At 63.6% G+C, this 23,810-nt stretch carries 24 protein-coding genes; 12 read left to right on the top strand and 12 right to left on the bottom strand.

All coding sequences use genetic code 11. The features are described 5' to 3' along the window. Positions 1-122 precede the first annotated feature (122 nt). Positions 123-4,976 (bottom strand): NAD-glutamate dehydrogenase, encoded by a 4,854-nt coding sequence (locus AC56QP_RS20160; protein ID WP_489858370.1) that lies wholly within the window; start codon positions 4,974-4,976, stop codon positions 123-125. A 137-nt stretch (positions 4,977-5,113) separates the two neighbouring features. Here AC56QP_RS20160 and AC56QP_RS20155 point away from each other — a divergent pair, with 137 nt between their 5' ends. Both AC56QP_RS20155 and AC56QP_RS20150 read left to right on the top strand, forming a co-directional pair. After that, the gene (locus AC56QP_RS20155) at positions 5,114-5,677 is read left to right on the top strand and encodes a peroxidase-related enzyme (RefSeq protein WP_489858371.1); all 564 of its coding nucleotides are present in this window, start codon (positions 5,114-5,116) and stop codon (positions 5,675-5,677) included. A 135-nt stretch (positions 5,678-5,812) separates the two neighbouring features. After that, positions 5,813-6,139: a YciI family protein gene (locus AC56QP_RS20150; protein ID WP_489858372.1), complete on the top strand. Its 327-nt coding sequence runs from the start codon at positions 5,813-5,815 to the stop codon at positions 6,137-6,139. A 9-nt stretch (positions 6,140-6,148) separates the two neighbouring features. Here the strand turns inward: AC56QP_RS20150 and AC56QP_RS20145 are convergent, their stop codons facing one another. Continuing rightward, the gene (locus tag AC56QP_RS20145; RefSeq protein ID WP_489858373.1) at positions 6,149-6,763 is read right to left on the bottom strand and encodes a LysE family translocator; all 615 of its coding nucleotides are present in this window, start codon (positions 6,761-6,763) and stop codon (positions 6,149-6,151) included. Between the two features lie 212 nt (positions 6,764-6,975). Here AC56QP_RS20145 and AC56QP_RS20140 point away from each other — a divergent pair, with 212 nt between their 5' ends. Together AC56QP_RS20140 and AC56QP_RS20135 are read left to right on the top strand one after the other, a co-directional pair. Then, a complete protein-coding gene (locus AC56QP_RS20140; RefSeq protein ID WP_489858374.1) occupies positions 6,976-7,761 on the top strand; it encodes an alkaline phosphatase family protein in 786 nt (261 codons plus the stop codon). 341 nt (positions 7,762-8,102) lie between these two features. Beyond that, on the top strand, positions 8,103-8,729 hold the full coding sequence (locus AC56QP_RS20135) for a DUF1062 domain-containing protein (protein WP_489858375.1): 627 nt from the start codon (positions 8,103-8,105) through the stop codon (positions 8,727-8,729). A 58-nt stretch (positions 8,730-8,787) separates the two neighbouring features. Here the strand turns inward: AC56QP_RS20135 and typA are convergent, their stop codons facing one another. After that, entirely contained in the window at positions 8,788-10,617 is a 1,830-nt protein-coding gene (typA, locus tag AC56QP_RS20130) for a translational GTPase TypA (protein WP_091576130.1), read from the bottom strand. A 197-nt stretch (positions 10,618-10,814) separates the two neighbouring features. Here typA and AC56QP_RS20125 point away from each other — a divergent pair, with 197 nt between their 5' ends. Further along, complete coding sequence (locus tag AC56QP_RS20125; protein WP_489858377.1) at positions 10,815-11,096, top strand: hypothetical protein; 282 nt, start codon at positions 10,815-10,817, stop codon at positions 11,094-11,096. Between the two features lie 160 nt (positions 11,097-11,256). Here AC56QP_RS20125 and AC56QP_RS20120 read toward each other — a convergent pair whose 3' ends face one another. The 3 genes from AC56QP_RS20120 to AC56QP_RS20110 all read right to left on the bottom strand — a co-directional run bounded on the left by AC56QP_RS20120 (position 11,257) and on the right by AC56QP_RS20110 (position 14,765). Beyond that, the gene (locus AC56QP_RS20120) at positions 11,257-11,607 is read right to left on the bottom strand and encodes a hypothetical protein (protein ID WP_489858378.1); all 351 of its coding nucleotides are present in this window, start codon (positions 11,605-11,607) and stop codon (positions 11,257-11,259) included. A gap of 169 nt (positions 11,608-11,776) precedes the next feature. After that, complete coding sequence (locus AC56QP_RS20115; protein WP_489858379.1) at positions 11,777-13,351, bottom strand: alkaline phosphatase D family protein; 1,575 nt, start codon at positions 13,349-13,351, stop codon at positions 11,777-11,779. 130 nt (positions 13,352-13,481) lie between these two features. Continuing rightward, the gene (locus AC56QP_RS20110) at positions 13,482-14,765 is read right to left on the bottom strand and encodes an MFS transporter (protein ID WP_489858380.1); all 1,284 of its coding nucleotides are present in this window, start codon (positions 14,763-14,765) and stop codon (positions 13,482-13,484) included. Between the two features lie 74 nt (positions 14,766-14,839). Here AC56QP_RS20110 and AC56QP_RS20105 point away from each other — a divergent pair, with 74 nt between their 5' ends. Together AC56QP_RS20105 and AC56QP_RS20100 are read left to right on the top strand one after the other, a co-directional pair. Beyond that, positions 14,840-15,457: a TetR/AcrR family transcriptional regulator gene (locus tag AC56QP_RS20105; RefSeq protein ID WP_489858381.1), complete on the top strand. Its 618-nt coding sequence runs from the start codon at positions 14,840-14,842 to the stop codon at positions 15,455-15,457. Positions 15,458-15,501: 44 nt separating this feature from the next. Further along, positions 15,502-16,095 (top strand): hypothetical protein, encoded by a 594-nt coding sequence (locus AC56QP_RS20100; protein ID WP_489858382.1) that lies wholly within the window; start codon positions 15,502-15,504, stop codon positions 16,093-16,095. Between the two features lie 72 nt (positions 16,096-16,167). On the opposite strand, the gene ppa is transcribed toward AC56QP_RS20100, so the two are convergent. From ppa to AC56QP_RS20070, 6 genes are all read right to left on the bottom strand, one after another. Then, entirely contained in the window at positions 16,168-16,701 is a 534-nt protein-coding gene (ppa, locus tag AC56QP_RS20095; protein ID WP_195177685.1) for an inorganic diphosphatase, read from the bottom strand. A gap of 111 nt (positions 16,702-16,812) precedes the next feature. Next, on the bottom strand, positions 16,813-17,319 hold the full coding sequence (locus tag AC56QP_RS20090) for a GNAT family N-acetyltransferase (RefSeq protein WP_489858383.1): 507 nt from the start codon (positions 17,317-17,319) through the stop codon (positions 16,813-16,815). A gap of 118 nt (positions 17,320-17,437) precedes the next feature. After that, positions 17,438-18,076, bottom strand: a complete 639-nt coding sequence (locus AC56QP_RS20085) for a TPM domain-containing protein (RefSeq protein WP_489858384.1) — start codon at positions 18,074-18,076, stop codon at positions 17,438-17,440. Positions 18,077-18,085: 9 nt separating this feature from the next. Then, on the bottom strand, positions 18,086-18,976 hold the full coding sequence (locus tag AC56QP_RS20080; RefSeq protein WP_489858385.1) for a TPM domain-containing protein: 891 nt from the start codon (positions 18,974-18,976) through the stop codon (positions 18,086-18,088). Between the two features lie 4 nt (positions 18,977-18,980). Further along, positions 18,981-19,808, bottom strand: a complete 828-nt coding sequence (locus AC56QP_RS20075; RefSeq protein WP_489863557.1) for a TPM domain-containing protein — start codon at positions 19,806-19,808, stop codon at positions 18,981-18,983. Between the two features lie 18 nt (positions 19,809-19,826). After that, positions 19,827-20,465: a LemA family protein gene (locus AC56QP_RS20070; RefSeq protein WP_489858386.1), complete on the bottom strand. Its 639-nt coding sequence runs from the start codon at positions 20,463-20,465 to the stop codon at positions 19,827-19,829. A gap of 165 nt (positions 20,466-20,630) precedes the next feature. On the opposite strand from AC56QP_RS20070, the gene AC56QP_RS20065 reads away from it, so the two are divergent. The 5 genes from AC56QP_RS20065 (at position 20,631) to AC56QP_RS20045 (ending at position 23,765) form a co-directional block, all read left to right on the top strand. After that, entirely contained in the window at positions 20,631-20,882 is a 252-nt protein-coding gene (locus AC56QP_RS20065; protein ID WP_269904783.1) for a hypothetical protein, read from the top strand. A gap of 12 nt (positions 20,883-20,894) precedes the next feature. Continuing rightward, positions 20,895-21,779: a pyridoxal kinase PdxY gene (pdxY, locus tag AC56QP_RS20060; protein ID WP_489858387.1), complete on the top strand. Its 885-nt coding sequence runs from the start codon at positions 20,895-20,897 to the stop codon at positions 21,777-21,779. Then, on the top strand, positions 21,776-22,549 hold the full coding sequence (locus tag AC56QP_RS20055) for a DUF429 domain-containing protein (protein ID WP_489858388.1): 774 nt from the start codon (positions 21,776-21,778) through the stop codon (positions 22,547-22,549). The genes pdxY and AC56QP_RS20055 overlap by 4 nt, the downstream gene beginning before the upstream one ends. 146 nt (positions 22,550-22,695) lie before the next feature. Next, a complete protein-coding gene (locus AC56QP_RS20050) occupies positions 22,696-23,340 on the top strand; it encodes a carbonic anhydrase (RefSeq protein ID WP_489858389.1) in 645 nt (214 codons plus the stop codon). A 5-nt stretch (positions 23,341-23,345) separates the two neighbouring features. Beyond that, complete coding sequence (locus AC56QP_RS20045; RefSeq protein ID WP_489858390.1) at positions 23,346-23,765, top strand: nuclear transport factor 2 family protein; 420 nt, start codon at positions 23,346-23,348, stop codon at positions 23,763-23,765. The last annotated feature ends 45 nt before the right edge of the window (positions 23,766-23,810 follow it).

Genomic DNA, 23,810 nt, shown 5'->3' with positions numbered 1-23,810 from the left:
TGATCCTGCCCGAAAACCCGCATCCACCTTTCGGGATCATGCTTGACGGAGCCCCGAAGCAGGGCGCCGTATCGCTCTATAGCGTAGTTCTGGCTGGCAATCTCGCCCGATCTGGCAAGCGATCATCGCGCGGACAGATCGCTCATCAGGCCGGATGCGACCGACAGCCGCGACACGGTGATGTCGCCGCCCTCGGTCAGCGCCTGCAGCCGCTCGCGGATGCGCGCCACCCGCTCGCCGCCGGCTTCCAGCCACGCCGCCACCGGATCCGCCGCCTTGGCATGGCCGGTGAGCGCCGCCACCGCGATGCCACGCCTCGCCGAGCCGATCGTGTCGGTGGCGCGCGATAGCGCCAGCTGGTCGTAGTAGTCGGAAGGCGTGATCGACCGAGCCGCGTCCTCGACGCGCGGGATGCGGAAGGCATCGCTGACCGCGAAGAACGCTTTCGCCGCGGCGACGATGTCGGCATTGGCCGTCCGCGCCGTCAGCGCGATGTCGGGGATCAGTTCGGCCACGTCGGTCAGCGCCAGCTGTTCGGCCAGCCGTTCCGGCGTGCCGCTCTTGAAAAGGCCATGCCGCTTCTCCTCGATCCGTTCGCGCGAGAAGGCCGGCAGCAGCGAGGCGAGCTTCGGTTCCAGCGCCTTGCGTGCTTCCTGCAGTTCGGCGATGCGCTGGGCCAGCCCATCCGTGCCGGCATCGTTCTTGAGATACCAGCCGCTGGTCACGTAGATCAGCCGGCTGACCGCCTGGTAGAGATCGAGCTGGATCTGTCCGTCGATGTGGTTGTCGAGCGCATCGATCTCGCGATAGAGCGCCGGCAAGGCAAACCCGTCGCGCACGACCGCGAAGGTGCGGACGACGTCGGCGACGCTGCGACCTGTCGCCTCCTGCAGCCGGTTGACGAAGGACGGCCCTCCCCGGTTGACCAGATCGTTGGCGACGACGCGGGCGATGATTTCGCGGCGCAGGCGATGGCCATGGATCTCGGACGCGAATTTCTTCGCCATGCGCGCCGGGAAATAGTCCATCAGGTCGCGGTCGAAATGCGCCTCGTCCGGCACGTCGCTGGCGACGATGTCGGAAAACAGCACGATCTTGGCGTAGGCCAGCAGCACGCCGAGCTCGGCCCTGGTCAGCGGTTCGCCGCGTGCTTCGCGCTCGGCCAGGGCCGCCGGCGACGGCAGCGTCTCCACGGTGCGATTGAGCAGGCCACGCGCTTCCAGCGCCGCCATGAAGCGGCTCTGGTGAGCGATGTCGGCGAGCCCGCGCTTGCGGGCGATGGAAAGCGCCAGCGTCTGCTCGTAATTGTTGGAGAGCACCAGTGCGCCGACCTCCTCGGTCATCTCGGAGAGCAACTTGTTGCGTGCCGGGCGTGTCAGCGATCCCTTGCGCATGGCGGACGCCAGCGCGATCTTGATGTTGACCTCGACGTCGGAGCAGTTGACGCCGCCCGAATTGTCGATGGCGTCGGAATTGCAGCGACCGCCGTTCAGGCCGAACTCGATACGCGCCCGTTGCGTCACCCCGAGATTGGCGCCCTCGCCGATCACCTTGGCGCGCACGTCGAGCGCCGTGACGCGGATAGCGTCGTTGGCGCGGTCGCCGACATCGGCATTGGTCTCGGTGGATGCCCTCAGATACGTACCGATACCGCCGAACCAAAGAAGGTCGACCGGCGCCTTGAGGATGGCGTTCAGGATTTCGACCGGCGACGCCGTGGTCTTGCCAAGTCCGATGGCCGCGGCGGCCGCTGCCGGCAAGGTGATCGACTTCTGGTTGCGCGAGACGATGACGCCGCCTTCCGACAGTTTCGTCTTGTCGTAATCCTGCCAGCTCGAACGCGGCAACGCGAACATGCGCTGGCGCTCGGCCAGCGACGCCGCCATGTCGGGATCCGGGTCGATGAAGATGTCGCGATGGTCGAAGGCGGCGATCAGCCTGGTCTTCTCGGACAGCAGCATGCCGTTGCCGAACACGTCGCCCGACATGTCGCCGACACCGACGACGGTGAAGGGAGAGGTCTGGATGTCGCGGTTCATCTCGCGGAAATGCCGCTTGACCGCTTCCCACGCGCCCTTGGCGGTGATGCCCATCTTCTTGTGGTCGTAGCCGGCCGAACCGCCGCTGGCGAAGGCGTCGTCGAGCCAGAAGCCATGGGCCTCGCTGATCGCGTTGGCGGTGTCGGAGAAGGTCGCCGTGCCTTTGTCGGCAGCGACGACGAAATACGGATCGTCCTGGTCGCGGCGCACCACGCCGGCCGGCGGAATGACCCCTTCGAGTCCGATATTGTCGGTGATCGACAAAAGGCTCGAAACATAGTTCTTGTATGCTGACGTGCCGGCTTCGAAAATGGCGTCGCGGCTGCCGCCCGCCGGCAGGCGCTTGGGGAAGAAGCCGCCCTTGGCGCCGACCGGCACGATGACGGCGTTCTTGACCTGCTGCGCCTTGACCAGGCCCAGCACCTCGGTGCGGTAATCCTGGGCGCGATCCGACCAGCGCAGGCCGCCACGCGCCACCGGGCCGAACCGCAGATGCACGCCCTCGACCTCGGAACCGTAGACGAAGATCTCCCGCCACGGCCGCGGCTCGGGCAATCCGTCGACCGAGCGCGAATCGAGCTTGATCGCCAGCGACTGGCCTTTGTCTTTCGTATCGGCAACGAAATGATTGGTGCGCAGCGAGGCTTCGATCAGGTTGAGATAGCGGCGGATGATGGTGTCGTCGTCGATGTTGGGAACGTCTTCCAGCGCGTCCTTGATCTTGGCCTTGAGATGCTTGGCCGCCACGACGCCTTCCGTCTCGGCGGTCGGCCCAAGCCGGGCCAGGAACAGGGCATGCAGGCCGCGCGCGATCTCGGGATAGCGATTGAGCGCCGCGGCGATAAAATCCTGGCTCTGCGGGATGCCTACCTGCTGCAGATAGCGGCCATAGGCGCGCAGGATGGTGATCTCGCCCGACCAAAGGCCAGCGGTCTGGGCAAGGCCGTTGTAGCCATCATTGTCGACGTCGCCGCGCCAGACGGCGAGGAATGCGTCCTCGAACAGCGCGCCATGATCGCCAAGCTCGATCGGTTTGCCATAGCTGTTCTCAAGCTCCATGTCGTGGATGAAGACCATGCCTGGCTGATCACCATTGATCATGCCGGACTGATCACCATTGATCATGCCGGGCTGATCACCATTGATCGTGCCGGTCGCGGCGTCGCCGACCTCGAAGGTGCGCTCGCTGATGACGCGGAAGCCGATGTTTTCCAGCACCGGCACCCGCCGCGACAGCGCCACCGGGCTGCCGTGGTGATAGATCTTCAGCGCCGCCTGGTGCGGCTTCTGCTCGCCGTGACGGTAGTAGTCGATGGCGATCGGATTGCTGGCGCTGATCTTGGCGATGCGCCCGGCATCGACCAGCGCCACGGCTGGCGAGAAACTGTCGCGATAGCTTTCGGAAAACCGCGCGGCGATTGCCGACAGCGCCGGATCGGCGCCGGATTCGGCCGCTGTTTCGCGCAGCGCGTCCTCCCAGGTCCGCACGATGTCGCGGATCGCCGCCTCGATCGTCACCTGTTCGATTTTCGGCGTCTTGCCTCCGGAGCGGCCGATGATGAAGTGAACGCGCGCCAGCCCGCCTTCCGGGAAAGCCGGGTAGTATGCCGACAGCCGCCCTTCGAACACCGTCTTGAGATAGGCGCCGATCTTCTCGCGCACGACACTGTCGTAGCGGTCGCGCGGCACGAAGACGAGGATCGAGACGAAGCGGTCGAACTGGTCGGCGCGCACCAGCGCCCTGACGCGAGGTCGCTCCACCAGCCCCAGAATGGCCTCGGCGTGCTTGCGCAGGATCGGCACCGGAACCTGGAACAGCTCGTCGCGCGGATAGCTCTCCAGCACGTTGATCAGCGCCTTGCCGGAATGATCCTCCGGATTGAAGCCGGATTTGGCGATGATGGTTTCGGCCTTCGACCTGAGATAGGGGATTTTCATCACCGAGCGCGTGTAGGCGGTCGACGTGAACAGGCCGACGATGCGCAGTTCGCCCGAAAGCACCCCCTTGGCGGTGTAGGTCTTGACGCCGATGTAATCGAGATAGATGCGGCGATGCACCACCGACTTGGCATTCGCCTTGGTGACGATCAGCGGCTCCGGCCCGTGCAGGAAGGCACGGATCTCCGGTGTCGTCGTCACCGCTTCGGTGCCGCGCCTGAGCACCAGCACGTCGGGATCGGCCAGGATGCCGAGGCCGGGCTTGTCGGAACGCTCCAGCATGCCGCTCTTCTCGCTGCCGGTGTATTTGAACTCGCGCATGCCCAGAAAGGTGAAATTGTCATCGCGCAGCCATTCGAGGAAGGCGATCGCCTCGGTGACGTTGGCCTTGTCGAGCGGCACCGGCGCGTAGCGGAATTCGGAGATCGCCTGGTCGAGGCGGGCCAGCATCGGCCTCCAGTCGGTGACCGCGGCGCGCACCTGGCCCAAAAGCTTCTTCAACCGTCCGGCCAAAGCCTCGGCATGTTCGACGGAAAGCCGGCCGATATGGACATGGATAACGCTCAGCCGGTCGTGGGCGGTGTCGCTCTTGACGGTGCCACCGTCGCCGAGGATTTCCTCGACGCCGCCCTTGCCATGTTTGACGACGATAACCGGATGGGTAACCAGCAGCGGCTCACCGGCAGCGTCGGTGATTTCGCCGAGGATGGAATCGAACAGAAACGGCATGTTGTCGTTGACGACGGTGATGACGGTCATCGGCCGGCCTTGGCGGACGACACCGGAATCGACATCGATCGCGACGACGCAGTCGCCCTTCTTGTGCCGCGCGACAGCGCGCCCGGCGAGATCCGCAGCGCGCACAAGGTCGGCCACGTCATAGGCGGCGATGTCTTCGGCAGGGGCTCGGGCCAGCAGATAATCGGCGAGCTTGCCGGACTTGTCTTCCCCCTTTGCCTGGCTCTTTTTCGGCTGACTTGCGGTTTTCAGGCTGGCCATGACGCTAATTCCCTCCCGTCACATGCTTTTGCGACTATGGTAGCAGATGACCGCTGTTTGGCGACAAAGGTTTGACGGCTTGCAAAGAAATATCGGAATTCGGCGGCAAGCCACCGCGTGATGAGGAGAAACCCCCGATGACCGGCAGAATCACCGCGCTTGACCTCGGCAACGCGGACCTCAGCGAAGCGACAAAAGCCTATTTCGCCAAATGCGAGGAGAAGCTCGGCCTCGTTCCCAACGTGCTCCAGGCCTACGCCTTCGACGACAGGAAGCTTCGCGCCTTCACCGACATGTACAATGATCTGATGCTCGGAGAATCCGGCCTGTCGAAGCTGGAGCGCGAGATGATCGCGGTCGTCGTCTCCTCCATCAACCACTGCTATTATTGCCTGACCGCGCATGGCGCGGCGGTGCGCCAGCTGTCCGGCGATCCGGCGCTCGGCGAGATGATGGTGATGAATTTTCGCGCCGCCGATCTTTCGCCCAGGCAGACTGCGATGCTCGAATTCGCGGTCAAGCTGACCGAGGATCCCGCGAAGATCGTCGAGGCCGACCGGGCGGCACTGCGTCATGCCGGTTTTTCCGACCGCGACATCTGGGACATCGCTTCGACCGCTTCCTTCTTCAACATGTCGAACCGGGTCGCCGCGGCAATCGACATGCGGCCGAACGACGAATACCACGCGATGGCGCGTTGAGGCGCGGCGCTGGCACCCACCCGCGCCTATATTAGCTATTTCGCATTCTCGTTGCTTGTTTGCCGGTTTGGTCCGATGATCAGCGCGCGGCATGACCGCATGCCGGTTCGATGCCGCTGGACAAGGGAGGAGAACATGGCGAAGTTTCTCTACATCTATCACGGCTCCGGCAAGATGCCGACGAGCGAAGCCGAGCGGAAGGCGATGATGGACGCCTGGACAGGCTGGTTCGGAAAGCTTGGCTCGGCCGTCGTCGACAGCGGCAATCCGGTCGGCATGTCGAAGACCGTCCTGCCCGGTGGCAAGGTGGAGAACAATGGCGGCAGCAACCCGACCGGTGGCTACTCGGTCATCGAAGCAAAAGACATCGACGACGCCACCAGCAAGGCCAAGGACTGCCCGATCCTGATGGAGCCCAACTGCAACGTCGAGATCGCACCGATCATCAATATGATGGGCTGACGCCCCGCCTCAGGAGCGTGCCGCGATCGCTGCCGCGGCACCCGCCATGGTGCCGGCGCTGACGCGGTTGGCGATCTTCATGGCGCGCTTGCTTTTCAGCAGCTTGCGCGCCTGCGCGGCGGCGAGCACCCAGGCGAGGTCGATGGCGACCAGCACCACGGCCATGGTCGCCGTCAGCTCGACCCAGCCGACGAGGCTGACCGAAGCGAGGTCGATGATGGTCGGCAACAGCGCCAGGTAGAACATCATGATCTTCGGGTTGCCGAGCGTCACCGCCATGCCGGCGAAGAACAATTTGACCGCCGAATCCTCGCGCGGCATCTCGCCCTCGCGCGCCTCGACCGGCGCGGTCCACATCTTCCAGGCGAGGTAGGCAAGATAAGCAACGCCAACCCATTTCACCACGACGAAGGCGAAATGGAAGGTCTGCGCCACGACGGCCAGCCCGAACACCGCCAGCGACAGCCAGATGCCCTCGCCGATCCACATGGCGAGCAGGAACGGGAACACGTCGCGAAAGCCCTTCGAGATGACCCGCGCCACGAGAGCCGCGATCGACGGACCGGGGGAACCTGCGGCAACGAACAAAGCGGCGGCGAAGATCAGGAGCGAGGTGAGGTGCATGGCACTGCCTTCCAGCGGTTGAGCGGCGGACGATATCCGATCGACATCACCGCTTGCAACTTCGGTAGCGGCAGATCCCAGACCGGCTCAGCGTTCGGCCACGCCCTTGACTGCCATGCCTGACTTGCAGTCAGCTTGATCTTGCCGATCAGGCGGGAGGAGGAGTTTTCGTGGTTGTGCGGGGTTGGCGCGCGGTCTTTCGACGGTTCGCCATGCTGGCTGTCCTGACAGCCAGCATGGCGCCGAGCGGAGCGCCCCTGGCCGTCGCTTCGTCGAGGACGCCGCCAAGATATGATCACGTCGTTGTCGTCATCATGGAGAACCACGCCTTTGAGCAGATTTCTCAGGCGGGACGAGCTGCTCCCTATCTGAACAAGCTGGCAAAGGGCGGTGCCCTGTTCGATCGATCCTACGGGGTTGCTCACCCCAGCCAACCCAATTACTTCGCGCTGTTCAGCGGTTTGACACAAGACGTCCATGACGATGGCACGCACAGCTTCGCTGCGCCGAACCTGGCCGCTCGTCTTCGGGCTCATGGCAAAACGTTTGCCGGCTATGTCGAAGCCGGATCGCCGCGAAAACACAATCCCTGGGAATCGTTTGCGGACGCCAAGGGATTTGAGAAGTCTTTGGCCCAGTTCCCTCGCGACTACGCAAAGCTACCATCCGTGAGCTTCGTGATCCCCAATCTCGAAAATGACATGCATGATGGCACGATAGAGGCGGCTGACACCTGGTTGAAAAATCATCTTGGAGGCTACGCCGTCTGGTCGAAGAAAAATCACAGCCTCTTGGTAGTGACGTTCGATGAAGACGACTACCATACAGAGAACCATATATTTACTGTATTCTACGGATTTGGAATCAACCCAGGACGGTACTCCGAAAAGATCGATCACTATTCGGTCTTGCGAACTCTTGAAGACATAGAAAGCATCCCTCCCTTGGGCATCAGCGCCATCAGAAGGGTGATCGCAAGTGGCTGGAGCCGGCGGTAATTCCTCACCAAACAAGCACGGCCGCCTTGCCGTCGTCATTGGCTACGGCTAGAAATTCCGCCTCGAAACAATTTTGAGCTTCACTTTGCCTACGTAACCGCCGGTCTCGTCAACTCCCCCGACACAATGCATGGCGCCGCATTCGCGGTGTCTGTTTTCATTTTCACGTGTTCCTCTGGGCGGCGGTTCGAGACCGGTTTGGCACTGCTGAACCGCTGTCGCGCGCAACCGCCCGTGACGCCTGATTTCCGACCATAGCAAGCTTGCGCCACGCCGTGCCCGCCATGGGCATCTCGACATCGCCGACCTGATGAACTTCCCGACGGGAAGGGCTTATCGGCATGTCTGGTTATCTGTGCATTCACTGGGCGATCACGCCTGAAATCGCACCTCGACCGCTCATCAACTGCAATCGCTGCGGCGGCGTGAAGGCTTATCGCTGCAGCGAAAAATTTCGCGTCAACGCCAACGGCAAGCGCATCGACGTCTGGCTGATATATCGCTGCATCGACTGCGACAATTCCTGGAATTTCGGCATTCTCGAACGCTGCAATCGCCACGACATCAAGCCGGAGCTGTTGCAGGCGCTTGAAAGCAACGATCCAGCATTGGCGCGGCGCCACGCTTTCGATGTCGTTGCGCTGCGCAGCCGTGTGGGGCGGGTCGAAGAGTTTCCCGATGTCGCCGTCCACAAGCAAAGGCTCGGCGACACAAGAGAAAGCGCAACCGCGCTGGAACTCAAGCTCGGGCTCGAAATGCCGACGTCGCTCCGGCTCGACCGGCTGCTTGCCAATGGACTCGGCATCTCGCGATCACGGCTTCAGGTGCTGGAAGACAGGCGATTGCTGGTTATTGACCCGGACGGCGCCAAGGCCCTGCGCAAGCCGGCCCGGGATGGAGCGACGATCCGCATCGACCTCGTCGCCGAACCCGACCGGCAGGCCATCATTTCGGCTGCCGGTGGATAAATGAAAGAGGGGCGGAGCACATGAGTGCTCCGCCCCTCTCAGTTGGAAAATTGAATGCTTACGCCGCGCCGACCGCCTTGGCCGACTTCTCGAAGCGCTTGCGCTCGTTCGGGTCGAGATAGAGCTTGCGCAGGCGGATCGTCTTCGGCGTCACCTCGACCAGCTCGTCGTCCTGGATCCAGGCCAGCGCGCGCTCCAGCGTCATGCGGATCGGCGGCGTCAGCTTGACCGCCTCATCCTTGCCGGCGGCGCGGATGTTGGTCAGCTTCTTGCCCTTGAGCACGTTCACTTCGAGGTCGTTGTCCCTGGTGTGAATGCCGATAATCATGCCCTGATAGACCTTGACGCCCGGGTCGATGACCATCGGGCCACGGTCTTCCAGGTTCCACATGGCGTAGGCCACCGCCTCGCCCTGCTCGTTCGAGATCAGCACGCCATTGGTGCGGCCCGCCAACTCGCCCTTGTAGGGTTCATAGGCATGGAACAGCCGGTTCATCACGGCGGTGCCGCGCGTGTCGGTCAACAGTTCCGACTGGTAGCCGATCAGGCCGCGCGTCGGCGCGTGGAAGACGATGCGCTGGCGATTGCCGCCGGACGGGCGCAGCTCGACCATCTCGGCCTTGCGCTCCGACATTTTCTGCACGACGATACCGGCGTGTTCTTCGTCGACGTCGATGACGACTTCCTCGACCGGCTCGAGCAATTCGCCGTTCTCGCCCTTCTGCATGACCACGCGCGGACGCGACACGGCGATCTCGAAACCTTCGCGGCGCATAGTCTCGATCAGCACGGCCAGCTGCAATTCGCCGCGGCCGGAAACGAAGAACGAATCCTTGTCCGGTGATTCCTCGATCTTCAGCGCGACATTGCCTTCGGCCTCGCGCAGCAGGCGGTCGCGGATGACACGGCTGGTCACCTTGTCGCCTTCGGTGCCGGCCAGCGGCGAATCGTTGACCAGGAAGGACATGGTCACGGTCGGCGGATCGATCGGCTGCGCATGCAGCGGCTCGGTCACCGAAGGGTCGCAGAAGGTGTCGGCGACAGTGCCTTTCGACAGGCCGGCAATGGCGACGATATCGCCCGCCTGGGCTTCTTCAATCGGCTGGCGCTCGAGGCCGCGGAAAGCGAGGATCTTCGAGATGCGGCCGGTTTCGACCAGCGTGCCGTCATGGTGCAGCACCTTGACCGGCTGGTTGGACTTCAGCGTGCCGGATTCGATGCGGCCGGTGATGATGCGGCCAAGGAAGGGATTGGCTTCCAGAATGGTGCCGATCATGCGGAACGGACCGGGATGCACGGTCGGCGCCGGCACATGCTTGATGACGAGGTCGAACAGCGGCGCCAGACCCTGGTCCTTTGGGCCTTCCGGATTTTCGGAAACCCAGCCGTCGCGGCCCGAGCCGTAGAGAATCGGGAAGTCGAGCTGCTCGTCGGTGGCGTCGAGCGCGGCAAACAGGTCGAACACTTCGTTGACCACCTCGACATGGCGGGCGTCCGGGCGGTCGATCTTGTTGATGACGACGATCGGCTTCAGGCCGACCTTGAGCGCCTTGCCGACGACGAACTTGGTCTGCGGCATCGGCCCTTCGGCGGCATCGACCAGTACGATGGCCGAATCCACCATCGACAGGATACGCTCGACCTCGCCGCCGAAATCGGCGTGGCCGGGGGTGTCGACGATGTTGATGCGGGTGTCCTTCCAGTCGACCGAGGTCGCCTTGGCCAGGATGGTGATGCCACGTTCCTTTTCGAGGTCGTTGGAATCCATGGCGCGCTCAGCGACGCGCTGATTGTCGCGGAAGGAGCCGGATTGCCGCAGCAATTGGTCGACGAGGGTGGTTTTTCCATGGTCGACGTGCGCGATGATCGCGATATTACGGATTTTCATGTTCTGGTCTCGGGAGCGTTGCAGGCAGCAGGCCAAAAGGCGCTGCCTCTTTCGGTTGCGCGGCTCATACAGGGTTTTTCGCATTTGCGAAAGGGGAAGCGCGACACCAAATACTCATCAAATCTTAAGCATCCTCGTGTGAGATGATTTTGTTAACCAAGGCGGAACCTCTCAGGGTCCCGGGCAGTTCGAACATCATGACCGATAAACTCAACCGATTTTGGCCGCTGATCGCATCGGTGGCCTTTGCCCTCCTGCTGGCGGCCAACGCCGCACAGTCGGCAGCGACGCAGAAGGAGGCACGCCCTGCCTTGTCGGCGGACGCGCTGTCGGCCGAACAGGTCTTCGCCGACGCGCCCGACGGCGTCGACCCGATGGTGACCGGCCCGGTCAGCGCCGCCTTCAAGCAGAGGCAGGACGCCGCCAATTGCGACAGCGCCGTCTGGCCGAACATCCCGATGGTCTGCTATCCGGACTAGGGTCTGGACCCATAAAAATGCTGGCATGAGCAACGGGTTGTGACGTGCTGAAATCGGACGGCCGCTGGTCGATGCGCCGCCTGAGTACGGACCAAGAAGTCGCTCTACAACCGCTTCGTCCGCTGGACGGAGAAAAGCCTGTGGCTGTTCGGATTCCAGGTCAGACGGTCCAGGTCCAGTCGATGGGGTAGTTGAAAATCGGGGTGAACGTCACACCGACCGCCTCCATATCCCTACGGCCGTCGACGACCATCTCCTTCAGTCGGTCCAACTGTGCCGCGTGCTCGTCGGTGTCCCAGACACTAACTTGCACGATCGAGCCCTTCGGCGAGACGCCCGCATAAAAGCGAAGGAGCCCCGGCAGTCGTCTGAGGGCCGGGATTATGTACTCCGAGGTCTTCTTGCTTGCAGCGTCGACCTCGGCGAACCGTTTCGGGTCGTAGCTGGCGCGCGAGACGCGGACGACGGCGGTTGTCGGCAGTGGCTCGGCGATGGTGATTCTTTCTGGCATAGGGATCCTATCTCCTAGCAATTACATTACGATGTACCATCCGTGTATAACAACCGAAACGCCGTGACCTTCCTGGCTGAGGTCTGCATCGCAGCCGCTGTCCCCTACTGGTTATAAGTCCGGACTCTAGGACACCGCGCCCGGGACGCGCTTCTGACTGGCCGCGCGCTTACGCCGACCGCACCGGGTCGAGCGTGACCTTGTAGAGTTCGTTGTCGTCGCGATCCATCAGCCGCACCGTCATCTGTTCGCTGGCGCCGTTGATATCGACCAGCCCGAAGAACTGCAGGCCAGCCGATGGCGGCAGGTTCTGGCCCTGCTCGGCGGTCGGCGCCTTGATGAACCTCAGTTCCGGACCGAAGGTCATGTCGAAATCGTTGGGGCCGAACGTGCCGGCATGGATCGGTCCGGAGACGAATTCCCAGAACGGATTGAAATCCTGGAACTGCGCCTTGTCGGGATTGTAGTAGTGCGCCGCAGTGTAGTGCACGTCGGCGGTCAGCCAGACGGTGTTGCTGATGCCGGCGTTCTTGATGTAGCGCAGCAGGTCCGCGATCTCGAGCTCGCGACCCTTCGGCGCACCATTGTCGCCATTGCTGACCGCCTCGGCGCCGACCTTCTTGGCCCCGTCATCCCAGACCACGAGGCCCAGCGGCATGTCGGCGGCAATGATTTTCCAGGTCGCCTTCGAGTTTGCCAGCTCCCGCTTCAGCCACTTCGTCTGCTGTTCGCCAAGCATGCGCGATTGCGGCGTCATCTCATCCTGCATGTCGGGACCGTTGGGCCCGCGATAGGAACGCATGTCGAGGAAGAACACGTCGAGCAGCGGTCCATAGGCTATTTTGCGATAGACGCGGCCGGGCTCGGACGGTTCGTAGCGGATCGTCGTCATCTCGTGGAAGGCGCGCGCCGCACGTGCCGCCAGCACATGGATGGATTTCTCCGTGTAGCGGTTGTCGGCGCTCAGATCCTTCGAATCCGACCAGTTGTTCAGCACCTCGTGGTCGTCCCACTGGTAGAAGGTCGGACAGATGGCGCTCAAGCCCAGCACGTTCCTGTCCATCATGTTGTATTTCCACTGGTCGCGATATTCGTCCAGCGTCTCGGCGACCTTGCGCTTGCCGTCGATGAGCACGGCGTTCTTCCACTTGCCGCCGCCTGGCAGGTCGACCTCGTCCTTCATCGCGCCGTCGGCATAGATGGTGTCGCCCGAATGCAGGAAGAAATCGGGCGTGTGCTTGCCAATGGTGGCGTAGGTCTTCATGCCGGTCTCGTCGATGCCCCAGCCCTGGCCGGCGGTGTCGCCCGACCAGGCGAACCTGATGTCGCGCCTGGAGGCGGGCGCGGTGCGGAAACGGCCGGTGATCGGCTCCGAGACGGCGTTGATGTCGGCGAGATCGGCCGCCGTCATGCGATAGAAGATGTCCTGGTCGGAGGCGAGATCGGTGAGCAGCCGCTTCACCGTATAGTCGCTGGCCGACGAGGTATCGAGCGGCGCCAGGCGGGCCGCATTGGCGAAATTCTCCGTCGACGACACCTCGAACATGACGCGCGACGGGCGGTCCGTGCGCGTCCACACCATGCCGCTGGTCGCGTCGACGTCGCCCGACTGGACGCCATGCGTGAAGGCCGGGCGCTGGTTGGCGCGCGAATAGTATGGCAGCGCCAGGCCGGAAACGCCGACCAGGCCAACGGCGCTGGCGGAAGTGACGAAAGCGCGGCGGGTCATCGAGAGCTTGTTCATGGCTGTCTCCTGGATGGCATTGAACGGTGCCATCAAGGTCCAGCGTCAATGTTTCAGCGGCATCTCGAAACCATGAAGTTTTTCTGACAATGCACTGGTCTGACAATGCACTGGCAAGGCGAGTCGCCGGCTATGCAGCCTGCGGTTCCGGATCAAACGCCGGCCGGCTGGTGTTGATCAGCAGCGAGATACAGGCGGCGGCGATCGCGGTCATGCCGGCGATCAGGAACGCCAGCTCATAATTGCCCTGCAGTTCGCGCATGGTGCCGCCGAAGGCCGCGGCTGTGGCCGCCCCGACCTGATGGCCGGCGACGATCCAGCCGAACACGATCGGCCCGCTGCGATCGCCGAACGCCTCGTTGGCGAGCCTCAGCGTCGGCGGCACGGTGGCGATCCAGTCGAGGCCGTAGAGGACCGCGAAGATGATCAGGCTGGTCGCCGAGAAGCCGGAATAGGGCAGATAGATCAGCGACAGGCCGCGGATGCCGTAGTAGACGCCAAGCAGCTTGCGCGGGTCGAAGCGGTCGGTGAGCCACCCCGACAGCGTCGTGCCGATCAGGTCGAAGATGCCCATCATCGACAGCAGGCCGGCCGCCTGCACCTCGCCGATGCCCATGTCGCCGCAGAACGCGATCAGATGTGTGCCGACCAGCCCGTTGGTGGTAAAGCCACAGACGAAGAAGGTGGCGAACAGGTACCAGAACACCCGCGTGCCGGCGGCGCGGCGCAGCGTGTTAAGCGTGTGGGCAAGGAAATTGCCTTGCGAGGCCGGCGATGTCGGCGGCACGTCATCCAGTTCGGCGCCATAACGCACCATGCCGATCGAGGCCGGCCGCTCCGGCACCAGCAGCCAGACCAGCGGCAGAAGACAGGCGGTGGCGACCGCAACGGCGATGGCGACCGGCTTCCAGCCGCCCGACTGGGCGAGCGAGGCGAGCAGCGGCAGGAACACCAGCAGGCCGGTGGCGCTGGAGGCCGACATCAGCCCCATGACAAGGCCGCGATTGGTCTTGAACCAGCGGTTGACGATGGTGGCGCCGAGCACAGTGGCGACCGCGCCGGAGCCGATGCCGGAAAACACCCCCCAGGTGATGAACAGATGCCACGGCTTGGTCATCAGCAGGCTGAGCGCGGTCGATCCCGACATCACCGCCAACGAGGCGAGCAGCGTGCGGCGCAACCCGATCCGCTCCATCAGGGCAGCGGCGAACGGCCCGGTCAGACCGTAAAGGAAGATGCCGATGGCAGCGGCCACCGAAACCACATCACGCCCCCAGCCGAAGCTGTTTTCCAGCGGCAGCATCATCACGGCAGGCGCCGAACGAAGGCCGGCCGCGATCAGCAGGCAGAGGAAGATGACGCCAACCACGACGAAAGCGTAGCGCTGGCCAAATGGACGAGATTGAACTATCATGTTACTGACCGGTACGTTGCAAAGTGGCAATATGTATACGTACCGATCGGTAACACTGTCAATCGAGTCACGCGATGCCAACGGACAAATATATTGAACCGACCATCAAGGACGGTCATGCATCGGCTCCGCCGAAGGCCGCCAAGAAGATCCTCGACGTGGCGCGCGACCTGTTCTATCGCCAGGGCATCAGGGCGATCGGCGTCGACGAAATCGTCAGGCGCGCCGGCGTCACCAAGCCGAGCCTCTATCGCAGCTTTCCCTCCAAGGATGAGCTGGCAGCCTCCTATCTCCGGCAGTACGACCTTGAGTTCTGGGATCGCTTCGACGAGGCGGTGGACGCTCATCCCGGCGACCCGCGCGCGCAGATCAAGGCTTTCCTGACCCGCGTCGGCAAGCGCACGCAGATGCCGCAATATCGCGGCTGTGGCATGACCAACGCGGCGGTCGAATATCCCGAACGGGGCCACCCGGCGCGCGTGGTCAGCGAGGCCAACAAGCAGGAATTGCGTCGGCGCCTGCGCGCCATGGCAGCGGCGATGGGTGCCCGCGATGCCGACACGCTCGGCGACGGGCTGCTGCTCCTGATCGAGGGCGCCTATATCAGCGGCCAGCTGTTCGGCGCTGGCGGACCGGCGCAGTCGGTGGCGACGAACGCCGATCTCTTGATCGAAGCCAGCTTGAAGAAATAGCGGTTGGCGATACGCTGGGGCAACCTCCAATGGAGATCTCCGCGATGCGCAGCCTGTTGATTCCGCTTGTCCTCGCCAGCGTCTGCCAGACGGCGCAAGCCGGCGACATTTCAAGCGCCTACACCGACCTCGACTGGAAGAAGGACTGCGTGACCTATGCGCAAGCCGAGGAAGGCGACGGCGACTGGGCCGATCTCGCCTGTTCGGGCTATCGCGGCTATCCCGTGCTGGTTGCCTATGACGACGCTCGTGAATCGCTGTTCTACGGTTTTCCGCCCGGCGGCGACATGACATCCGCCTGGGAGAGTTTTTCCGGCTTCAATTCGTCCGGAGCCAAGGTCGAATGGCGCATCGAAACCACGGGCGACAAGGCCGTGCCGTTCGCGGTCATCCACCGCCGCACGATCAGCAACGCCGAGGACGAGAACAAGTCGACCGACGTGCTGCTCGTCGCCAAGGTGGGCCAGATGGATGCGCGTCAGAGCTGCACCGTCGGCCTGGTGCTGGCCACCGGCAATCCCGCCGCCAATGACCAGGCGCGCAAGCTTGCCGACGACAAGGCGCGCACATTCGCCTGCGGCAAGGACAAGCATACCGTCATCGGCAACGTGCCGCCCTTCGGTCGCGTTGATAACTAGGCACGCTGGGATTGGCCGCAGCGCCCGTCACTTCGTCATCCTCGGGTCAAGCCCGAGGATGACGAAGCCGGGCTACTTGCTCGCTTTCGCCCGCGCGATCGCATCGACGATCATCTTCTTGGCGTATTTGGAATCGTGCCAGCCCTCGATCTTGACCCATTTGCCGGGTTCGAGGTCCTTGTAGTGCTCGAAGAAGTGCTGCACCTGCTGGCGCGTGATGTCGGGCAGTTGCGTGTACTCGGTGACGTTCTCGTAGCGCAGCGTCAGCTTGGGTGACGGCACGGCGATGACCTTCTCGTCCTGGCCGGCATTGTCTTCCATCACCAGCACGCCGATCGGCCTGACATTGATGACGCAGCCCGGCACCAGCGCGCGCGTGTTGCAGACCAGCACGTCGATCGGATCGCCATCGCCCGACAGCGTGTGTGGCACGAAGCCGTAATTGCCGGGATAACGCATCGATGTGTGCAGGAAGCGGTCGACGAACAGTGTGCCGGCCTCCTTGTCCATCTCGTACTTGATCGGCTCGCCGCCGATCGGCACTTCGATGATGACGTTGATGTCCTCCGGCGGATTCTTTCCGATGGCTATGGCTTCAATGCGCATGGCTTTGTCCCTCTTTCGATGGGAGACCGATAGCGGGCGGCGCGGCATGGCGCAATGCGGCGAATGGTGCTGGGCATGGTCGGAAGGCGCACTGGCAGAGATGCCGGGCCGTCACTCCCAGACGAAGGCGACCTTCTTCAGCGCCTTCTGCTCGAAGATCTCGACGCCTTCGGCAACGTCCCGGCCGCCGGCCCCGGCATAGAAGGCGAGCGCGTTCTGGTTGTCTTCCAGCGCCCACACCACCATGCCCTTCAGCCCGTGATCGGCCAGACGCGCCCGTGCCGCCGCGAACAGGCGGCTGCCGAGCCCGATGCCCTGATATTCCGGGCGCATGTACAATTCGTAGATTTCGCCTTGTTGCCGCAGTTCCCGGGCCCGGTTCTTGCCGATCGTCGCATAGCCGGCGATCTTGCCGCCGATCTCGACCACCAGAACGGTGGCGGCGCGGCGGATTGCGTTCGCCCACCAGTCGGCGCCGCGGCGGTTGATCATCGATGTCAGGGTGCGGTGCGGAATGATGCCTGAATAGGCACCGCGCCAAGCTTCAAGATGCACTTCGGCGATGGCGCCAGCATCGCGCGGCTCGGCCTTCCTTATGTCGATCGTCAGCGTATTCATGATTTGTTAACCATAAACCCGCATCGCCCGATTGCAAGAGTCCGGGCGACCCCCCGACCGCTTTCTCACAGGCGATCATCGCGTCAGCAACGCGCCTTCGAAACCTTCCTGCAGGGGCTCAAATCTCGACCAGATGGTCTTCCAATTCGTTGGTGTCGCCTGACGTGACCGGGAAATGCTCGGCCAGCACCGCCCCCACCAATTCGATTGCCTTGACGAAGCCGTCGGCGAGGCGGTCGTCGCCGGCATGCGCGGTCAGGTCGCGTATGACACCATCCCAGACATGCTGGCCGACCTTGGCATCGATGCCGCTGTCGGCGACCACCTCGGCGTAGTGCTCGGCAATCGAGACGAACACCAGCACACCGGTGCGCGCCGTGGTGCGGTGGACGTTGCGGGCGAGGAACTGCTTGATCGCGTCGGCGTGCGCCGCCTGGTAGCGCAGCCGCCTTGGCACCAGATGGATGCGCAGGCCGGGCAGCGCCCACAGCAACACCAGCACGCAGGCCAACGCCAACAGCTGGGCGAGGATGAAATGCGGCAACCGGATCGACAGCCACCAAGCCTCCAGCCCATAGGCGACGGCGAGACTGACGATCAGCATGCCTGCTGTCGCCATGAAAGCGGCCGGGAAGAAATAGCCGTCGCTGGCACGAGCCACGACGCAGTAGATCTCGCCGTCGGTTTTTGCTTCGGCGGCGCGGATCGCCGTGGCGATACGCTCGTGATCCTCTGATGTGATCGGTCGTGTTGCCATGATTTTATCTCACCAGCTTCCTGAAGAACCGCCACCGCCGGACGAGCCGCCGCCACCGGAAAACCCGCCGCCGCTGCTTGAACCCGACGACCAGCCACCGCCGGAACTCCCCGATGACCAGCCGCTGCCTGACGACCCCGAGGACCAGCCGCCGCCCGAGGACGACCCGCTCGATCCATGGCCGTAACGAAAGGTCATGCCCAGCCATTTGTACACGCCCGGCGACAGCTTTGTGCCGAACATCGGCGGCAGGAACGCCATCGCCAGGCCGCCGAAGAACATCGTCGCCCACAGGATCACGAACACCGCGACGATGGGATCGATGGGGGTGCTGTTATCGGCGGGATTGCGGTGACCGCGCGCTTCCAGTTCTTCCGGATTGCCTTCCAGCACCATGACCATGTCATCGACGGCCTTGCTGATGCCGCCGGAGAAATCACCGGCGCGGAACGCCGGCACCATGTCGTTTTCGATGATCAGCTTGGTGTGCAGGTCGGTTAGCGTCCCCTCGAGGCCATAGCCGACCTCGATGCGCATCTTGTGGTCGTTCTTGGCGACCAGCAGCAGAACGCCGTTGTTTTCGCCGGCCTGGCCGAGCTTCCAGAAGCGGAACAGCCGGTTGGCGTAGGGCTCGATCTCCTCGCCGTCGAGGCTGGAAATCGTGGCGACGACGATCTGGTCCGAGCCTTTTTTCTCGAAATCGGCGAGCTTCTGCGTCAATGCCGCCTTGGTGGCATCGTCGATGATGCCCGCATTGTCGACGATACGTCCGGTCAGGGCAGGCAGGTCGGCGGCGACAGCCGTGAACCCGCAGAACAGCACCGCCAGGGCCATAAGGATAGCGCGGATCACCGGGGCGAAGCGGCAGGGTCTCGACAGGCTGATGCTGCGCGTCGTCATGTCGTCACCAACTGCCCGAGGAGCCGCCGCCGCCGGACGAGCCGCCGCCACCGGAGAAGCCGCCACCGCCGCCTCCCGACGACCACCCGCCACCGCCGGACGACCAGCCGCCACGAGAGGACCGCCGGCGGCTGGGCTCGAAGGTCATGCCGAGCCAGCGATAGCGGCCTGGCCCGAGTTTCTGGCCGAAGATCGGCGGCAGGATCGAAGCCGCGATGCTGCCGAAGAAGATGATCGCCCAGATGCTGATGAAGATGGCGAAGAACAGGTCGTCGGAATTGAACGGCGCCTGCTGGTTGCGCTCACCGCGCGCCACCAATTCCTCCGGATTGCCTTCCAGCACCATGATCATGTCGTCGACGGCTTTGCTGATGCCGCCTGAGAAATCGCCGGCGCGGAACGCCGGCACCATGTCGTTTTCGATGATCAGCTTGGTGTGCAGGTCGGTCAGCGTGCCTTCCAGCCCATAGCCGACCTCGATGCGCATCTTGCGGTCGTTCTTGGCGACCAGCAGAAGCGCGCCATTGTTCTCTTTCGCCTGGCCGAGCTTCCAGAAGCGGAACAGCCGGTTGGCGTACGGCTCGATCTCCTCGCCGTCGAGGCTGGGAATCGTGGCGACGACGATCTGATCCGAGCCTTTTTTCTCGAAATCGGCCAGCTTCTGCGTCAGTGCCGCTTCGGTCGCTGCATCGATGATGCCGGCATTGTCGACGACACGCCCCGTCAGCGCCGGCAGCTCGGCGGCGAAGGCCGAGAACGGAAGCACAAGGATGAGGAGCACGACAGCGACAAGACGAATGCCGCGTCGCCCCCCATCGGCCTGCGAGATCACCACGTTAGGCCCCGGCTATCAGCCGCCCTGCTTGGTGCCGAAATCGACCTTCGGCGTCTGCAGCTTGTCGTCGTCGATGGTGAAATTGGCGAAGGGCTGGTTGCTGCGGAACCAGAAGGTCGCCCACAGCACCGAGGGGAAGGTCTTGAGCGTCAGATTGTAGTCCTTCACCGCCTGGATGTAGTCGCGCCGCGCCACCGCGATGCGGTTCTCCGTGCCCTCGAGCTGTGCCTGCAGCGCCAGGAAATTCTGGTTGGCCTTGAGATCGGGATAGTTCTCGACCACGGCCAGCAGCCGCGACAGCGCGCTGGTCAGGCCGGACTGGCTGTCCTGGAACTTCTTGAACGCCTCGGGGTCCTTGAGCGTTTCCGGCGTGACCGTTATCTGCGTTGCCTTGGCGCGCGCTTCGACCACCGCGTCGAGCGTATCCTTTTCATGCGAGGCATAGCCCTTGACCGTCTCGACCAGGTTGGGGATGAGATCGGCGCGACGCTGATACTGGTTCAGCACCTCGCTCCATGCCGCCTTGGCATTTTCCTCCGCCGTCGGGATGGTGTTGTAGCCACAGCCGGCAAGCAACGGCAGCACGATGGCCATCATCAGGAAAGCGGGAAGCGTGCGGAACATCGATGGTGAGGCAAGGCGCTGGGCGAACATGATGGGGTCCTTCGGTAGAAGTTGCATGCGAAGCATTACCACAATCGGCGCGCAAGAAAACGGCCTCGACCGGCAACCACTTGCCCGGCACGTAAGGTGTCGTTGCAAGGGCCCTGTGATTGGCGATGCGAACGCGATAAGGTCCGGCCGAAACGGGACATCATCATGGCGGGACGCCAGGACAGCGACAGGGAATCGCGCCGTATCCTCGAGCGCATCGCGCGCGAGACCGATCCGGCCGGCACCTCGTTTGTGGCGCGGACCACGAAAGGCGTGCGCGATCACGTCAGCGCAGCCGATGCCGACCGCACGGACCCGATCGAAGTCTGGGGCACGCGCATTGGCAGGATACTCGGCCTGCTTCTGGCGCTGGGCCTGATGATCTGGCTCGTGCTTTTCGTCACCCGGGGCAGTTAGGAATCAAAAACAATGAGTGCCGAAAAACCCGACGCGCCGCGTGCGGTCATCGTCATTTCCAGCCATGTCGCACGCGGCTCGGTCGGCAATCGCGCCGCGGTGTTCGCGCTGGAGACGCTGGGCTTTCCGGTCTGGGCGGTGCCGACGATCATCCTGCCCTGGCATCCCGGCCATGGACGAGCGACGCGCATCGTGCCACCGCTCGACCAGTTCAAGGCACTGATGGCCGATCTCGAGCGCGCGCCATGGCTGGGCGAGGTCGGCGCCGTGCTGTCCGGATACCTCGGCGAGGCCGGCCAGGCCGATGCGGTTGCCTCACTGGTCGCCGCGGTGAAGGCAAGGACGCCTGACGCCGTCTATATCTGCGATCCGGTGATGGGCGATTCGGGCGGTCTCTATGTGCCCGAGCCGACCGCCATCGCCATGCGCGACCGGCTGATGCCGATCGCCGATATCGCCACCCCCAACCGCTACGAGCTGGAATGGATGGCCGGCGCTCAATTGTCCGACCTGAAATCGGTGATCGCGGCCGCCCTCCATGCCGGACCCTCGACCATGCTGGTCACCTCGGCGCCGGCGTTGATGACCGGCGGCACCGGCAACCTCCTGCTCGACAGCCGTCAGGCGCTCCTGGCCGAGCACCGCCTGATCGACAAGCCGCCGAACGGCCTGGGCGATCTGACGGCAGCCGTCTATCTGGCGCGCATCCTGTCTGGCCAGCCGGCGATCAAGGCGCTGCAGTCGACCACGGCGGCGGTCTACGAGATCCTGGCGCGCACGGCCAAGCGCGGTGGCGACGAATTGCAGCTCGAAACTGATGCGCAGAGCCTGTCGCACCCGATGGCCATGGTCCAGCTTCGCCACCTCACGCATCCGGGGCGGGACCGCCGGGCGTGAGCCCCGCCCCGACCGCAGTGCTTGTCGGCGTCGATGGCTGCAAGGCCGGCTGGATTGCCGTGCGGCGCGCGGACGGCTCAGCGCCCTCGGTCGAGGTCTTCGACAGCTTCGCCGCGCTGCTTGCGGCAAATCCCGACGATGCGGTCATCGCCGTCGACATGCCGATCGGCCTGCCCGAGTTTTCGAGCAAAGGCGGGCGCGGACCGGAAGCGCTGGTGCGACCGCTGCTCGGGGCACGCCAATCCAGCGTCTTCTCGATCCCGTCCCGTGCGGCGCTCTACGCCGACAAGGGTGACTTCACCACGATCGAAGCCTGGTATGCCGCGCACCGCCGGGCAAGCGATGTGGCCAGGACCACATCCGATCCGCCGCGCGGCGTTTCGATCCAGGCCTTTGGCATCTTTGCCAAGATCCGCGAGATCGACGCCTTGCTGATCGCGCGCGCCGATTTGCGCCGCCGCGTCTTCGAATCGCATCCGGAGGTCGCCTTCTGCCGGCTGAACGGCGACAAGGCCATGCAGCTGCCGAAGAAGGTCAAGGGCAGCATCAATCCGGCCGGCATGGCGGAACGCAAGGCGCTGCTCTGCCGGCACGGCTATGAGATGGACTTTCTCGACCAGCCGCCACCGAAAGGCGCGGCGGCCGATGATTTCCTCGATGCGGCGGCAATGATGCTGATTGCCGGTCGCATTGTCAGCGGTGAGGCAAGGCCGTTTCCAGACCCGCCGCTCACCGACCGCTTTGGCATTCCGGTCGCCATCTGGGCGTGACGCTATCGGCGCGAACCGCGCCTGGTGCATGGCATTTGCACCGAGTCCCTGCAATTCTGCATTGCTCGCGACAGGCTTTTGCCGCTAGAGGCTTCTCTCGACCGCAACGAGCTGCCGCCTCCAACCCGGAAAGGCCTTAGCCGCCCATGCCTCATCTCCCCGAACACCTTCTCGCCGGCTATCGCAATTTCATGAATGGCCGCTATCTCACCGAGAGCGGACGCTATCGCGAGCTCGCCCGCGAAGGCCAGGCACCGGAGACGATGATCGTCGCCTGCTGCGATTCGCGCGCCGCGCCAGAAGCGATCTTCGACGCCGGGCCGGGCGAACTCTTCGTGCTGCGCAATGTCGGCAATCTGGTGCCGCCCTACGCGCCGGATGGCGAGTTCCATTCGACCTCCGCCGCACTCGAATTCGCCGTGCAAAGCCTCAAGGTCAAGAACATCGTCGTCATGGGCCATGGCCGCTGCGGCGGCATCCGCGCCGCGCTCGACACCACGGCCGCACCGCTGTCGCCCGGCGACTTCATCGGCAAGTGGATGAGCCTGATCGCGCCGGCCGCCGAAACCGTCTCCTCCAGCACCTTCATGACGGCAACCGAGCGCCAGACCGCGCTGGAGCGCATCTCGATCCGCTACTCCATCGCCAATCTCAGAACCTTTCCCTGCGTCTCGATCCTCGAAGGCAAGGGCCGGCTGTCGCTGCACGGTGCATGGTTCGACATTTCGAGCGGCGAGCTCTGGGTGATGAACAAGGAAACCGGCGACTTCGAACGGCCGGAGCTGGGGTGACGCCGATGATGCGCCGGAACTGCCATCGGGCCGCTTTCGTTGCCGCAGCGCTGCTGTCCTCGCTGGTTTGCGCCCGCGCCGACGATGGCGCGATCATCGACCGCTGGTATTCGGCGTTGCTGGTGGCCGACCGCACCGAATTGACGGACCTGCTCGCCGATGATGTCCGTATGAAACTCGACGATGTCGGCGTCGTGCAAAACAAACAGGAATTCATCGACTCGATCGACGAATGGCAGGGCGCCGTCGCCGGTGCCGCGATCCGGCACAGGATCGAAAAGAGCGAAGCCGGTGTCACCACCGTGATTGCCTGCTACGATTTCCCAAACAATGACATGCTGATGCACGAGACCTTCGCCATTGCCGACGACCGCATCACGGCGAGCACGCAAAAGGCGCTCGCCGAAAGCTGCGCGGCTTACTGACCAACCCGTCGCGCTGTTGCGCGTGACAAACCAGCACCCTACATC

The sequence above is a fragment of the Mesorhizobium sp. RCAM 05104 genome (assembly GCF_059683645.1).
This window is presented reverse-complemented; position numbering and strand designations above follow the sequence as displayed.